Genomic DNA, 13480 nt, shown 5'->3' with positions numbered 1-13480 from the left:
ACTATGCCGTCGAAGAGGACCTTCAGGTAGTGCTCGGCGAGGCCCTTGGCGTTGAGGCGGCCGCCGGGCTGGAACCAGCGGATGGCGACCCAGATGGTGTCGCGGATCATGCGGTAGGTGAGCTTGGGGTCGATGTCGTCGCGGAAGAGGCCGGTCTCCTGGCCTTCGCGGATCGCGGTGACCCACATCTTCTCGACCTCGTCCTCGGCCTTGGTGAGGTAGGCGAAGCGCTCCTGGCCCTTGAGGTAGTTCCAGTCGTTCTGCATCACCGTGATGGCGGCGCGGTGCGGCTCCAGGGTGCCGAACGCGATGCGGACCAGCTCGGCGATCGTCTCGCGCGGCGGACCGCCACGCTCGACGACGGCACGGTTCGCGGCCATCAGCTCGTCGAAGAAGGAGGACAGCACCTCGTCGACGATCGACTCCTTGGAGTCGAAGTGGTGGTAGAGGCTGCCGGACAGGATGCCGGCCTCCTTGGCGATGTCCCGGACCGTGGTGGCCTGGAAGCCCTTCTTGGCGAACAGCTCGCCCGCCAGGCGCACCAGGTGCTCACGGCGCTCGGAGGCCAGCGCCTGGCCGCCCCGGGCGCGACGGCGGCCGCCCTGCGCCTCGGCGGGCTTGGCGGCGCCCTTGGCGTGTCCGCTGCTCGTCGTGGTAGTCACCCCTTCATTATGCCGTCCTGGCCAAGTGCTTGTTCGGGAACACGTATGGTCATCATGTTAAATCCAGAGCAAGCGCTTGTTAAGGAGGCGCGCGGGGCGGTTTCAGCCGACCTCGTACTGCACCCTGGCCAGGTCCGCCGCGATCGGCGCGATGTACTCGGCGACGAACGCCTGGTGGGCGGGGTGGTCGCGGTAGGTGACGAAGCTCTCATCGTCGTCGAAGTCCGCGACGAGCACAAAGTCCTTGTTGCCGGGGTTGCGTCCTGGTCCGTACTCGTACCGCCGGATCTGCGGGATCTGTCCGGGGAGCGCGGCGAGCCCGGCCGGGACGGCGGCGCGCTGGGCCTCGGTCGTCTCGGGCTTCCAGGTGAACATGACGACGTGCCTGATCATGCGGCCAAGCCTAAGGCACCTCGCCGGGAGCGCGTCCGGCTGCTACGCTACCAAGCGAGCGCTTGGTTTGATATTCGGCGTGCCGGCCACGGTAAGGAGCGTCACGGCCCATGAAGTTCTCGACCTTCCACCTCTTCCACCGCTTCCCCGGGCAGAGCGCGAAGGAGGTGTACGACTACCAGATCGAGGTGGTCGAACTACTGGAGGAGCTGGGCTTCGACGGCGTCTGGGTCGCCGAGCACCACTTCCGTGACTACGGCCAGGTCAACAACATCTTCACGCTGCTCGCCCACCTCGCGGCGCGCACCGAGAAGCTGCGCCTGGGCACCGGCATCGTCGTGTTGCCGCTGCACAACCCCATCCACGTGGCCGAGGAGGCCGCGATGGTCGACCTGCTCTCCAATGGACGACTGGAGCTCGGCGTAGGACGCGGCTACCAGAGCGTCGAGTTCGAGTCGTTCGGCCTGTCGCTCAGCGAGGCCCGCGACCGGTTCGACGAGGCGCTGTCCATGATCGTCGAGCTGTGGACGGGCGAGGACGTGCACTTCCAGGGCAAGTACTACGGCTCCGGCAACCCCGTCACGCTCCAGCCGAAGCCGATCCAGGCCCCGCACCCGCCTATCCATGTCGCCGCGGTCAGCCCCGACACCGTCGAGATCTACGCGGCCCGTGGGCTGCCGATCCTCGCCGACCCGGCGGCGCCCTTCCGGAAGATCGCCAAGGCCGCCGAGACGTGGCACACGACGGCTGCCGCGCACCACGTCGATACCTCGGGCGTCGAGCTCGTCGCGTCCCGCGCGGTGTACGTCGCGCCGACGATCGAGCAGGCACGCGCCGACCAGGCGAGGTTCGAGGCGTCCTTCGACCGCAGCCGGATCTTCAACCAGCAGAGCGCGCCCATCGACTCCAAGACGGGTGAGGTCGCCAAGGGCTTCGAGTACTGGCAGGACAAGTACTTGAAGGGCGGCAACGTAGGCAACGACTTCAGGTGGGAGCAACTGGAGGTCATCGGAGACCCCGAAAGGGTGATCTCGCAGATCCAGATGGTCCAGGAGATGGGCTACAGCAACCTCATGTGCGACTTCGGCTCGACCCGCCAGGTCCCGATCGAGGACATGCGCAAGACCCTGAGGTTCTTCGCCGCCGAGGTCATGCCCGCGTTCCGCTAGCCCGTCCCCCAGCGCGCGAGGAGGCGCCCCATGTCCCTGATCCCCACGCCGACCCTCGGTGACGTCCTGGGCGAGCACCGGCGCGGCAGGCCGCGCCAGGACGCCGCCGTGGACGGCGCCGTCAGGCTCGGCTACCCCGACCTGGACGCCCGGGTGAACCGGCTCGCGGGCGCGCTGGCCGCCTCCGGCGTGGCGTGCGGCGAGCGGGTGCTGTGGCTCGGCCAGAACTCGTTCCGCGTCCTCGAACTGCTGCTCGCGTGCGGCCGGCTCGGCGCGGTGCTGTGCCCGGCGAACTGGCGGCAGAGCGCCGACGAGCTGGGCTTCGTCCTCGCCGACCTGGAGCCGAAGGTCGTGGTCTGGGAGGAGTCCGACGCCGTCGCGGAGGCGTGTGAGGCGTCCTCGGTGAAGGCCGCGTGGGTGCGCTCCGGCGTCGAGTACGAGGAGTTCCTCGCGGCCCATCCGGATGTCGAGCCCTCTGTCGTCGTGGACGCGGAGTCACCCGTCCTCGCCCTGTACACGGCAGCCTTCGACGGACGTCCTCATGCCGCCCTGCTCTCGCACCGCGCCCTCATCGCGCACGCGCAGACCCTCCTGCACGTCCGGGAGATGCGCGACGGGTTCACGTTCCTCGCCTGCGGGCCGCTGTTCCACGTCGGCACCACGATGTTCGTCCTCGCGACGTTCCTGCTCGGCGGCAAGAACGTCTTCACGCCCGCCTACGAGCCGCACGAAGTGTGCCGCCTCATCGAGGCCGAGTCCTGCACGCAGGCGTTCCTGTTCGGGCCCATGATCGACGGCCTTGTCGCGGCGAACGCGGAGGGCGAGTACAACCTGTCGTCGCTCCGGTTCGTCGCACACTCCCCCGCGTGGGACGCCATGATCACCGTGGACGACTCGCCCTGGTGCGCGTCGAAGATGGGCGGTTACGGGCAGACCGAGGTCGGCGGCATGCTCACCTTCCTCGGCCTGGCGCCCGGCGGGGCGGGCCCGGCCGGGCGCACCGGCACGCTGGCCGCCGTACGGCTCCTGGACGCCGCCGGAGCCGAGGTGCCGCCCGGTGAGGTCGGCGAGATCTGCGCGCGCGGCTGGACGGTGTTCAGCGGCTACCACAACCGGCCCGAGCTGAACGCGGCGAAGTTCCGCGGCGGCTGGCACCACACCGGCGACCTGGGCCGCCGTGAGCCGGACGGCACACTGACGTTCATCGGGCCGAAGCTGCGGATGGTCAAGTCCGCGAACGAGAACATCTACCCGGCCGAGGTCGAGCGGGCCCTGAAGACGCACCCTTCGATCGCGGACGCGGCGGTCATCGGCGTGCCGGACCCGGACTTCGGCCAGGCGGTGAAGGCCGTCGTCGTCCTGAAGCCGGACTCTTCCGTGGGCGAGGAGGAGGTCGTGGCGCACGTGCGCGGGGAGATCGCCTCCTACAAGAAGCCCAAGCACGTCGTCTTCGCCGCCGAGATCCCCAAGAAGGGGTACACGCCGGACTACGACGCGCTGGACGCGACGTACGGGGGCGGCGGCTACCCGGGCGGGTGACCCGCGCGCAGGTGTCCCGCCCGCCCCCTCCGCGCGGGGGCGGGCGGGTGCTCTCACAGGACGGCCACCGGGGTGATCGGGCTGGCCGTGCCTCCCTGGACGTTCAGGGGCGCCGCCACGAACAGGAAGTGGACCCGTCCGGCGGCCGACAGCTCCTCGAGCCAGAGCATCTCGGCGAGGTGGATGCCGTGCCTCCACAGGAACAGCAGGTGCAGATCGTCATCCAGAGACTCGTCCGCGCCTTGGCGGGCGTTCAGTCCGCTGATAGCCGAGTTGTCGGAGGCGACGAGGCAGACGTCCCGTTCGGCGAGCCAGCGGCCCGCCTCGGCCGACAGTCCGGGCTGCCCGGACCAGTACTCCTCGGGCGAGTCCGCCCATGCCAGCGGCCATCCGGTCCGGACCACCGCGACGTCGCCGGGCCGCACGTCCGCGCCGCACGCCTCGAGGTCGGCGACGGAGACGCGGTCCGCGGCGTCCAGACGGCGCACGCCCCGCACCGCCGGGACGTCGAAGAAGGACGCCCGCGCCACCACGGGCCCGGCCTTGTCGATGCCGCAGCGGGTCGCGCCGTACGAGCGCACCCGATCGGCCGGATGGCCGTTGTAGAGGCTGTCGCCCGCCCACATGTGGCACAGGGCGTCCATGTGGGTGGTGGTGCCGTGCGGGGTGACGATGAGGGCGTCGTCGGCCATCCGCAGGCCCGCGCCGACCGGGCGGGTGCCCGCCGCGTAGTCGGCGCCGTCCACCGACATGAAGTGCTGCGGCAGGGGGCGGCCGCGCAGGTGCGGGACGGTCGTGGGCGCGGGGCCGGAGGTGGAGCCCTTGATCGGGAGGGCGAGGGGCAGCACCCTGCCTTCGGTGACGGCGCCCACGGCGGCCAGTACCGCCTCGGGGGTCAGCAGGTTGAGCGCGCCCTTTTCATCCCCTTCGCCCCAGCGTCCCCAGTTATGGGCTCCCTGGGGGGACTGTGGGGGTTGCGCCGGTGTCATGATGTGTCGACCTTTCGAGGAGGAGAGATGAGCGTCGTCGTCCAGGGGCACTGCGACCCGGCCTTCCGGGGCGTGCGTGAGGTCTTCGAGGCCCAGTTCGCGGCGGGTAAGCAGGTGGGTGCGGCGGTCGCCGTCCGGGTGGACGGAAGGCAGGTCGTCGACCTGTGGGGCGGGCTCGCCGACGCGCGAGCAGGGCGCCCCTGGGAGGAGGACACCCCGTGCGTGGCGTTCTCCTGCACCAAGGCCGTCACCGCGACGGCCGCCCTGCTGCTGGCCGAACGCGGCCTCGTGGACCTCACCGCGCCCGTCGCGGACTGGTGGCCGGAGTTCGGCGGGCAGGGCAAGGAGGGCGTCATAGGCGAGCACCTGCTCAGCCATCAGAGCGGCCTGCCCGCCTTCGCCCGCACCGTCACCGCCGAGGAGGCCGCCGACCCCGCTGCGATGGCCGCCCTCCTGGCCTCCCAGACGCCCGAATGGACGCCCGGAGACGGCCACGGCTACCACGCGCTCACCTACGGCTGGCTCGTGGGCGAGATCGTCCGACGGCACGCAGGGACGACCGTCGGGGAGTTCGTGCGCAGCGAGTTCGCGCCCGATCTGTGGATCGGCTCGCCGCCCGAGGTCATCGCCAGGGCGGCGCGGCTCGGCGCCCGGCCGGTACCGGCGGGCGGCGCCGACCCCGGCGGCGCGGGCGACCTGCTGCACCGGCTCGCCACCGCCTACACCGACCCGAAATCGCTGCTCAACCGGGCGCTGAACAACCCGCTGACGTCCTACAACAAGCCCGTCGTGCTCGCGGGCGGCTGGCCGGGCGCGGGCATGGTCGCGACCGCGCGGGACCTCGCGGCCTTCTACGACAGGCTGGTGCGTGGGGAGATCCTGCGGCCCGACACGCTCGCCGACGCGCTCCGCGTCCGCGTGGCCGGGCCGGACAGGGTGCTCCTGGTGGACACCGCCTTCGGCCTCGGCTACATGCGCCCGTCGGTCAACTTCCGCGTCCCGAAGGCGGGCCGTGGAAGCGCGTTCGGCCACTCCGGCGCGGGCGGATCCATCGGCCTCGGCGACCCGGAGGCGAAGCTGTCGGTCGCCTTCATCCCGAACCTCATGGGCGACGGCCTGGGGGGCGACCTGCGTTCCTTCGACCTCGTCAAGGCCGCCTACGCCGCCCTCGCCTGAACGCGGCGCCCTCCGGGCCGCTCCGGAGGGCGTCGCCTTACGGGGCGTCGTCGTGCCGTTCACTGCATGGTGATGCCGCCGCTGACGGACAGGGTCTGGCCGGTGATATATCCGGCCCGGTCGGTGCAGAGGTAGGCGATAAGGCCCGCTACGTCCTCCGGCCTACCGATACGGCGCAGCGGGATGCCCTTGGCGAGCTTGTCGAGCAGCCCCGGATGGGCCTGGGCGACCTGGCGGACCATCGGCGTGTCCGTCGGGCCAGGGCAGACGACGTTGCTCGTCACCTGGCCACGGGCCGCCTCCCTGGCGAGCGTCTTGGCCAGCCCGAACAGACCCGCTTTCGTCGCCGCGTACGCGCCCTCGCCTCCCGAGCCCGCGCGTGCCCCGTCACTGGAGACGAACACAAGACGGCCCCATCCGCGCGCCACCATGCCGGGCAGGAGCGCCTGGGTGAGCTGCATCGGGGCGCGCAGGTTGACCTTCCACATGAGGTCCCAGTGGGCGGGGTCGCTCTCGGTGAACGGTTCGACGATCGAGACACCCGCGTTGTGGACGAGCACGTCCACGTCGCCGGAGGCGGCGGCGAGCGCGTCGATCGAGGCGGGGTCGGCCAGGTCGACGCCCAGGGCCGCCGCGTCGGGCAGTTCGGTGGCGAACTCGGCGGCCGCCTTCTCGTCCAGGTCGGCGACGAGGACGCGGGCGCCCAGCGCGGCCAGGTCGGCGCAGATCGCGCGGCCGATGCCGCCCGCGCCGCCGGTCACCAGCGCCGTCCTGCCGCTCAGGTCGAGTCCTTGCATCGGAGCGCTCCGGGGGGTCGTGGGCGGTCAGGCCCAGGCTTTGACGAGGTCGTCGGCGGTCGTGCGGGTCGCGAGCAGCGCGACGGAGTGGGCCAGGACGGCGTCGCCGTACTCGGCGGGGATGCCCGCCACGGCGTCGGTCGGGACCACCACGCGGTAGCCGAGGGCGACGGCCTCCGAGCACAGGCCGGGGATCGCGAGGTTCAGGGAGACGCCGAGCCCTACGACGGTCGTGACGCCGAGCGAGCGGAGCACCTGGTCCAGGGTCGTCCCGGTGAACGGGGTGAAGCCGTGGAAGCGGCGGTTCTCCAGGTCGTCGGGTGAGCGCAGCTCCGGAAGCACCTCGGTGACGGGCGTGCCCTCCAGCATGTGTCCCGGATCGCGCAGGAGGCCGCGCAGGAAGGGCGTGTTCCCGGTGTGGCTGCCCGCGCGGTCGGCGCGGAAGGCGGCGGTGCACTGGACGACGGGGACGCCCGCGGCGCGCGCGGCGGCGAGCACCCGCGCGGCGGCGGGCACCACGCCTCGGTCGGCGCAGATGGCGCGCAGGTCGGGGAAGCGGGCGAGGTCGCCGACCACGCCGCGCTGCATCTCCATGACCAGGACCGCGGTGTGGCCGGGCGCGGCGAGCGCCGCGAGTTCCAGGGGCATGGGGGCAATGTACGCGCCCTAGCGCTTGCTTGGGTAGCCCCTTGTCCGACTACCAAGCGTGCGCTAGGTTGGGCCGCGATGGACCCCGCACGCCCCGCCCCCGCGCCGAGCCCGCTGACAGAGCCCTACTGGGCGGCCTGCAGGCGGGGCGAACTCGCGTTGCAGCACTGCGGCCCCTGCGCCCGGTTCGTCCACTTCCCAGAGGCTTCGTGCCCTTTCTGTGGCGGGACCAACCTGGCCTACCAGACCGTCTCCGGACTCGGGCGCGTGCACACCCACACCACCGTGCACCGGACCTTCCTGCCGGGCTTCACCCCGCCCTACACCGTCGCGTGGATCGACCTCGACGAGGGCGCCCGCGCCTTCGGCACCCTGCACGCGCCCGACCCGGCGATCGGGATGCGCGTCCGGGTCCGCTTCGACGACCTGCCGGGCTTCGGCCCCCTTCCCTCCTGGAGACCCGCGTGACCCGCATCGGCAACGTCATGTACCCCGCCAAGGACCTGGCGGAGGCCGTCGCCTTCTACCGCGACGCGCTCGGCCTCGCGGTGAGGTTCGCCGACGGCGACAGGTTCGCCGCGCTCGACGGCGGCGGCACCACGCTGGCGCTCGTGGGCGCCGAGGAGGACCTCGCGGGCGCCGTCGCGGCCTCCTTCAAGGTCGAGGACGTTCCGGCCGCCGTGGCGCGGCTCAGCGCCGCCGGGGCGGTGGTGCTGCGCGGGCCCGAGCAGGGGCCGCACGAGGTGCGCGCGCTGCTGCGCGACCCGGCCGGGAACCCGTTCGTCGTCTACGCCGCCCTCTGACCCCCCACCCGAGCCCCGGAAAGGAGACCGCTGTGACGCACTCCCCGTTCTCCAACTACGCCTACGCGATCCTCACGGCGAACGCCCTGCGCACCCCCGACAAGGTCGCGCTCACCTACTGCGGCACACGCTCCTTCACCTACGAGGAGCTGAACCGCAACGTCAACCGGGTCGCGCACGCGCTGCTCGCCGCGGGCGTCGCCCCCGGGACGCGGGTGGCGTCGCTCATGAACGAGACACTCCACGTCGCCGAGGTGTACCTCGCCCAGATGAAGATCGGGTCGGTCGTCTCCGCGCTGAACCCCTACTGGCCCGTGGAGACGCTGCGCAAGGTCGTCGAGGCGTCACAGGCGACGGCCTTCGTCTACGACGCGACGGTCGAAGGGCTCGTCGCGCAGGCGCGCGCCGACCTCCCGCACGTCAAGCTGTGGATCAAGGTGGGCGGCGCGGGCGAGGACGCCGTGGACCTGGACGCGCTCGCCTCCGACGCCTCCGAAGCCGAACCGCCCTACGGCGGCCACGGGTCGGACCCCCTCGCGCTCTTCTACACGAGCGGGACCACGGGCCTGCCCAAGCCCGTCGTGCACACCCACTTCTCCGCGCTGTCCATCGCGCAGATCTGGACCGACGTCGCGACGGCCGAGGACTCCGTGACGGGCACCGGCGCCATCATCTGGGGCATCGGCTTCCCCGCCCTCGTCGGGCCCGCCTTCTACGCGGGCCAGAAACTCGTCCTCGAACAGGACTGGAGCCCTGCGACGTTCACGAAGGTCGTGCCACGGGAACGCGTCACGCACGTGTCACTCATCCCGTCGTTCTTCTCCGCCCTGCTTTCGTCCGACGACCACGAGAGCGCCGACCTGTCGTCACTGCGGGCCATCATCCTGGGCGGGGAGCCTCTGCTGCCCGCCCTGCGCGACCGCATCAAGGCGCGCTTCCCCGACGCCGCCATCTACTCCTACTACGGCCAGACCGAAGCGCCCTACACCGTCTTCGGCAGGCAGGACGACGGCTCGCAGCCCATCACCGCCTCCGGACGCGCCCGCAAGGGCTGCGCCGTCAAGGTGACCGGCCCGGACGGCGAACGTCTCACCGACGAGGTGGGCGAGATCAACCTGACCGGCCCGAACGTCATGGCGGGCTACGACGGCCTGCCTGAGAAGACCGCCGAGTCGCTCAAGGACGGCTGGTTCATCGGCGGCGACCTCGGGATCATCACCCCCGACGGCACCCTCTCGGTGCTCGGACGGCGCGACGACGCGATCCTCAAGGGCGGCCAGTGGTCGCAGCCCGCGCAGATCGAGGAGAAGGCGGTCGAGGTGCCCGGCGTCGCCGAGGCCGGGGCCGTCGGCGTGCCCGCGCACCCCGAGAACGAGGCGGTCGAGCAGCGGATCCTCCTGGCCGTCGTGCCGCGCGCCGGAGTCGCCCTGGACGGCCCCCAGGTGCTCGCTGAGCTCGCCGGGACGCTGCCCGCGCACCAGGTGCCGGACGCGGTCGTCGTCGCCGCCGAGCTGCCGCACACGACCGACGGGTCGGGCGGGCCCGGCAAGCTGCTGCGCCGGGGCATCCGCGACGCCCACGCCGAGGTGCTCGGCTAGATGGCGCACCTTCCCGAACACGAGGTCAAGGCGCTCGTCTCCGGCTTCGGCGTGCGCGTGCCGCGCGGCGTCACCGTGCCCGTGCGCGGCGACGCCGCCGCGGCGGTGCGGGGCGCGGAGCTGGCCGGGCCGCTCGTCGTCAAGGCGTACGGGGCGGCGCTGCTGCACAAGAGCGACGCGGGCGCCGTGTCGCTCGGGCACGCGGACGCCGTCGCGGCGGCGGAGGCCGTGGCCGTGATGCTGGAGCGCGGGGTGCCCGCCGAAGGGTTCCTCATCGAGGAGCAGGCGGAGGCGGGCGTCGAAGTCATCATCGGGGCGGTGCGCGACCCCGCTTTCGGCCCGGTGCTGCTCGTCGGGCTCGGCGGGGTGCTCACCGAGGTGATGGACGACGCGGCGCTGCGGCTGTTGCCCGTCACCGAGCGGGACGTCAGGGACATGCTGGACGAGCTGCGCGGCAAGGCGCTGCTCACCGGATACCGGGGCCGTCCGGGCGTCGACGTGGACGCGCTGGTCAAGACGGTGCTCGCCGTCGCCGACGCGCTCGCCTCGCCCGCGTTCGCCGGGTTCGCGGAGTTCGAGCTGAACCCGGTGATCTGCTCGCCCTCGGGGGCCGTCGCGGTGGACGCCCGGCTCGTGCCCGGACGCCGGGAAGACGAAGAGGGGACGAGCCACCGCGCCGCGGCCGTCCCCTCGGAGAGAGGGACGCGCGAGACTCTCGCTTTGGACCCTCACCAAAAGGTGACATTCAACGCACTCTTCGCGCCGCGTGCCGTCGCGGTGGTCGGCGCCTCCACCCGGAAGCCGAACTTCGGGAACATGTTCCTCGGCTTCTACCGGAAGGCTTTCTCCGGGCCCGTCTACGCGGTGCACCCGACGGCCTCCGCTATCGACGGCGTCCCGTGTGTGAGATCGCTCGCGGAAGCCGACGTGGACTACGCGCTCGTGGCGGTGCCCGCCGCGCAGTGCCCTGACGTCCTCGCCCAGGCGGCCGGTATCCCGTTCGTCCAGGTGATGAGCGGAGGGTTCGGCGAGACCGGCGACACCGCCGCCGAAGCGGCGCTGCTGGCCGCGCTCCCTCCCGGCACCCGGCTCCTCGGGCCCAACTGCATGGGCGTGTACTCCCCGGCGGGCGGCCAGACGTTCCTGGGCGGCGCGCAGGGGCCGCCCGGACGCGTCTCGGTCGTCTCGCAGTCCGGCGGGCTCGCGGGGGAGGTCGTCAAGGTCGGCGAGAGGCGCGGGCTCGCCTACGCGAAGGTCGCGACCGTCGGCAACAGCCTCGACGTCACGCCCGCCGACCTCCTCGCCTACCTGGGAACCGACCCGGAGACATCCGCCATCGGCCTCTACCTTGAGGACCCCCGCGACGGCACCGCCCTACGCGACGCGCTCACGGCCTGCCCCAAACCCGTCGTGGCGCTCGTCGGAGGACGCAGCGCGCAGGGACGCACCGCCGCCGCCTCGCACACCGGCGGCATGATCGGCGACGGCAGGGTGTGGCACGCGCTCGCCCGCCAGACCGGACTCGCCCTCGTCAGCGGCCAGGACGACCTCGTCGGCGTCCTCGACTTCTTCGACCAGCACGGCCACCGCCGGGTCGGGGAGGGCGACCGGCTGCTCGTCATCGGGCCGTCCGGCGGCGCCAGCGTGCTCGCCGCCGACACCTTCGACACCGCCGGCGTGCGGCTCGGCGGGTTCCCCGGAGAGGCACGCGACGACCTACGGGCGCTCGGGCTCGGCGCGGGCACGTCGCTCGCCAACCCGCTGGAGATCCCCGTAGGGCCGCGCGCCGACCCGTCCCTCGTGGCACGCGCCGTCACCACGATCCTCGCGCACGCGTCGTACCCGGACGTGCTCACCCACGTCAACGCGCAGAGCTTCTTCACCTTCGGCGACAGCGCCGAACCCCTGCTCGCCTACACCCGCGCCGTCGCGGAGCTCCAGGGCTCCCTCCCGCACACCAGGATCACGCTGGTGCTGCGCAACGGCGAGTGCGCGCCCGCGGGGGTCGAGGACGCCGTGCGGGCCGCCGCGCGCGTAGGCGGCGTCCCCCTCTACCGGAGCATGGAGGCCGCAGCCGCCGCCATCGCCGCCGCCAGGACGGCACTCGCGCCGTCCGCCACCACGCGAACGAACGGAGACCGCTGATGGGCCAGCTCGACGGGAAGGTCGTCCTGATCACGGGCGGAGCGCGCGGCATGGGCAAGTCCCATGTCCGGCGGCTCGCCACCGAGGGCGCGAAGATCGTCTTCGGCGACGTGCTGGAGGAGGAGGGCGCCGCGCTCGCCGACGAGGTGGGCGAGCACGCCGTCTTCACCCGGATGGACGTCACCAGGCCCGAGGACTGGGACGCGGCCGTCTCGCTCGCCGTGAAGACCTTCGGGGGGCTGCACGCGCTGGTGAACAACGCGGGCGTCATCAAGGTCAAGGCCATCGAGGACATGGAGCTCGCCGAGTTCCAGCGGGTGCTGGAGATCAACCTCGTCGGGCAGTGGCTCGGCATCAAGGCGGTCATCCCCGCGATGCGCGAGGCGGGCGGGGCGATCGTCAACATCAGCTCGACCGAGGGGTTCGTGTCGGCAGCCGGGTACTCGGCTTACAGCGCGTCCAAGTTCGGCGTGCGTGGGCTCACCAAGACGGCGGCGCGCGAACTGGGCAAGTACGGCATCCGGGTCAACTCGGTGCATCCCGGTGGGATCTTCACCGCGATGTCGCTCGACCCCGACGTCGTCGCGCAGGCAGCCCCCAAGGCCGACACCTTCATGGCCAACCTTCCGCTCGGCCGCCTCGGCAAGACCCGCGAGGTCTCCGGACTCATCGCCTATCTCGTCTCGGACGACGCCTCGTACGTGACGGGCGCGGAGATCGTCGTGGACGGCGGCATGATCACCGGCGCGGGCTACTAGCCGTCCCCCTGTCTTCGGCCCGCGCGGCGTCGGCCACCGCGCGGGCCGTCGTATGGAAGGGGCCCGCAGGCACGTGCGCGGGCTACTGCGGTCGTCACGGGGGTCATTAGGGTCGGCGCATGGAGATCGCCGAGACGCATCCGTGGCCCGACACGCCCGAGGAGGCCGAGGCGCTCCAGGAGCGGCTGCGACCCCTGCTGCGGCTGGTGCCCCTGGAGGCCGAGCCCCGGACGGTCGCTGGGCTCGACGTCGCTTACGCGGACGATGGGACGGACGGCCTTGTGGCGGCTGCCGTCGTCGTCCTGACGTTCCCGGGTCTGGAGGTCGTGGACGAGGCGGTGGCGGTGGAGCGGCCGTCGTTCCCCTACGTGCCCGGCCTCTTCGCCTTCCGGGAGGCCCCCGCTCTGCTGTCCGCCCTGCGCGCGCTGGAGACGACCCCGGACGTCCTCGTCTGCGACGGCCACGGTTTGGCCCACCCACGGCGCTTCGGCCTGGCCTGCCACCTGGGGCTGCTCACCGGCCTGCCGTCCTTCGGCGTCGCCAAGACCCCGCTCCTGCCCTCCGCTCCCCCGGCCGAACCCCGCGGCTCGTCCACACCGCTCCGCCTGGACGGCGAGGAGGTGGGCCGCGCCCTCCGCACCCAACGCGCGGTCCGCCCCGTCCACGTCTCCCCCGGCCACCTCGTGGACCTCGACACCGCCGTCCGCCTCACGCTCGCCCTCACCCGCGCCCACCGCCTCCCCGAGACCACCCGCCAAGCCGACCGCCTCTCCCGCACCACCCTGAGAACCGCCTGACCGCTT

General features: G+C 72.2%; 14 protein-coding genes. 9 read left to right on the top strand and 5 right to left on the bottom strand.

From position 1 onward, the window contains the following. Both LO762_RS04785 and LO762_RS04780 read right to left on the bottom strand, forming a co-directional pair. A partial coding sequence (locus LO762_RS04785) for a TetR/AcrR family transcriptional regulator (protein ID WP_230612783.1) occupies nt 1-662 on the bottom strand: 662 nt, incomplete at its 3' end. Between the two features lie 102 nt (nt 663-764). After that, complete coding sequence (locus LO762_RS04780; RefSeq protein WP_230612781.1) at nt 765-1055, bottom strand: Dabb family protein; 291 nt, start codon at nt 1053-1055, stop codon at nt 765-767. Nucleotides 1056-1165: 110 nt separating this feature from the next. Here LO762_RS04780 and LO762_RS04775 point away from each other — a divergent pair, with 110 nt between their 5' ends. Then, nucleotides 1166-2224, top strand: coding sequence for an LLM class flavin-dependent oxidoreductase (locus tag LO762_RS04775; protein ID WP_230612780.1), 1059 nt, complete (start codon nt 1166-1168; stop codon nt 2222-2224). Between the two features lie 30 nt (nt 2225-2254). Then, a complete protein-coding gene (locus LO762_RS04770) occupies nt 2255-3763 on the top strand; it encodes an AMP-binding protein (RefSeq protein ID WP_230612779.1) in 1509 nt (502 codons plus the stop codon). Nucleotides 3764-3816: 53 nt separating this feature from the next. Here LO762_RS04770 and LO762_RS04765 read toward each other — a convergent pair whose 3' ends face one another. After that, nucleotides 3817-4752 (bottom strand): cyclase family protein, encoded by a 936-nt coding sequence (locus tag LO762_RS04765; protein ID WP_230612775.1) that lies wholly within the window; start codon nt 4750-4752, stop codon nt 3817-3819. Nucleotides 4753-4779: 27 nt separating this feature from the next. Here LO762_RS04765 and LO762_RS04760 point away from each other — a divergent pair, with 27 nt between their 5' ends. Continuing rightward, the gene (locus LO762_RS04760; protein ID WP_230612773.1) at nt 4780-5928 is read left to right on the top strand and encodes a serine hydrolase domain-containing protein; all 1149 of its coding nucleotides are present in this window, start codon (nt 4780-4782) and stop codon (nt 5926-5928) included. A 59-nt stretch (nt 5929-5987) separates the two neighbouring features. Here LO762_RS04760 and LO762_RS04755 read toward each other — a convergent pair whose 3' ends face one another. Together LO762_RS04755 and LO762_RS04750 are read right to left on the bottom strand one after the other, a co-directional pair. Further along, nucleotides 5988-6725, bottom strand: coding sequence for an SDR family NAD(P)-dependent oxidoreductase (locus tag LO762_RS04755; RefSeq protein ID WP_230612771.1), 738 nt, complete (start codon nt 6723-6725; stop codon nt 5988-5990). Between the two features lie 27 nt (nt 6726-6752). Further along, the gene (locus LO762_RS04750) at nt 6753-7373 is read right to left on the bottom strand and encodes an isochorismatase family protein (protein WP_230612769.1); all 621 of its coding nucleotides are present in this window, start codon (nt 7371-7373) and stop codon (nt 6753-6755) included. Between the two features lie 78 nt (nt 7374-7451). On the opposite strand from LO762_RS04750, the gene LO762_RS04745 reads away from it, so the two are divergent. The 6 genes from LO762_RS04745 to LO762_RS04720 all read left to right on the top strand — a co-directional run bounded on the left by LO762_RS04745 (nt 7452) and on the right by LO762_RS04720 (nt 13474). After that, entirely contained in the window at nt 7452-7841 is a 390-nt protein-coding gene (locus tag LO762_RS04745; RefSeq protein ID WP_230612768.1) for a Zn-ribbon domain-containing OB-fold protein, read from the top strand. Beyond that, nucleotides 7838-8176 carry a VOC family protein gene (locus LO762_RS04740; RefSeq protein ID WP_230612767.1) on the top strand — a complete coding sequence of 113 codons (339 nt, stop codon included), beginning with the start codon at nt 7838-7840 and terminating at the stop codon, nt 8174-8176. The genes LO762_RS04745 and LO762_RS04740 overlap by 4 nt, the downstream gene beginning before the upstream one ends. Nucleotides 8177-8208: 32 nt before the next feature. Continuing rightward, nucleotides 8209-9774 (top strand): class I adenylate-forming enzyme family protein, encoded by a 1566-nt coding sequence (locus tag LO762_RS04735; RefSeq protein ID WP_230612766.1) that lies wholly within the window; start codon nt 8209-8211, stop codon nt 9772-9774. Further along, nucleotides 9775-11919: an acetate--CoA ligase family protein gene (locus tag LO762_RS04730; RefSeq protein WP_230612765.1), complete on the top strand. Its 2145-nt coding sequence runs from the start codon at nt 9775-9777 to the stop codon at nt 11917-11919. It abuts the gene before it with no gap. Beyond that, nucleotides 11919-12677 carry a glucose 1-dehydrogenase gene (locus LO762_RS04725; protein WP_230612764.1) on the top strand — a complete coding sequence of 253 codons (759 nt, stop codon included), beginning with the start codon at nt 11919-11921 and terminating at the stop codon, nt 12675-12677. The genes LO762_RS04730 and LO762_RS04725 overlap by 1 nt, the downstream gene beginning before the upstream one ends. 119 nt (nt 12678-12796) lie before the next feature. Further along, nucleotides 12797-13474 (top strand): endonuclease V, encoded by a 678-nt coding sequence (locus tag LO762_RS04720; protein ID WP_230612763.1) that lies wholly within the window; start codon nt 12797-12799, stop codon nt 13472-13474. The last annotated feature ends 6 nt before the right edge of the window (nt 13475-13480 follow it).

The organism is Actinocorallia sp. API 0066 (assembly GCF_020991275.1).
In the GTDB taxonomy this organism is placed as follows: domain Bacteria; phylum Actinomycetota; class Actinomycetes; order Streptosporangiales; family Streptosporangiaceae; genus Actinocorallia.
Note: the sequence above shows the minus strand (reverse complement) of the source record. Positions and strands in the feature narration are given on the sequence as shown.

Coding starts and splice junctions, on each gene's coding strand:
- LO762_RS04780 (WP_230612781.1), bottom strand. CDS start 1,055: ATGATCAGGCACGTCGTCATGTTCACCTGGAAGCCCGAGACGACCGAG.
- LO762_RS04730 (WP_230612765.1), top strand. CDS start 9,775: ATGGCGCACCTTCCCGAACACGAGGTCAAGGCGCTCGTCTCCGGCTTC.
- LO762_RS04720 (WP_230612763.1), top strand. CDS start 12,797: ATGGAGATCGCCGAGACGCATCCGTGGCCCGACACGCCCGAGGAGGCC.
- LO762_RS04755 (WP_230612771.1), bottom strand. CDS start 6,725: ATGCAAGGACTCGACCTGAGCGGCAGGACGGCGCTGGTGACCGGCGGC.
- LO762_RS04775 (WP_230612780.1), top strand. CDS start 1,166: ATGAAGTTCTCGACCTTCCACCTCTTCCACCGCTTCCCCGGGCAGAGC.
- LO762_RS04745 (WP_230612768.1), top strand. CDS start 7,452: ATGGACCCCGCACGCCCCGCCCCCGCGCCGAGCCCGCTGACAGAGCCC.
- LO762_RS04750 (WP_230612769.1), bottom strand. CDS start 7,373: ATGCCCCTGGAACTCGCGGCGCTCGCCGCGCCCGGCCACACCGCGGTC.
- LO762_RS04765 (WP_230612775.1), bottom strand. CDS start 4,752: ATGACACCGGCGCAACCCCCACAGTCCCCCCAGGGAGCCCATAACTGG.
- LO762_RS04725 (WP_230612764.1), top strand. CDS start 11,919: ATGGGCCAGCTCGACGGGAAGGTCGTCCTGATCACGGGCGGAGCGCGC.
- LO762_RS04770 (WP_230612779.1), top strand. CDS start 2,255: ATGTCCCTGATCCCCACGCCGACCCTCGGTGACGTCCTGGGCGAGCAC.
- LO762_RS04760 (WP_230612773.1), top strand. CDS start 4,780: ATGAGCGTCGTCGTCCAGGGGCACTGCGACCCGGCCTTCCGGGGCGTG.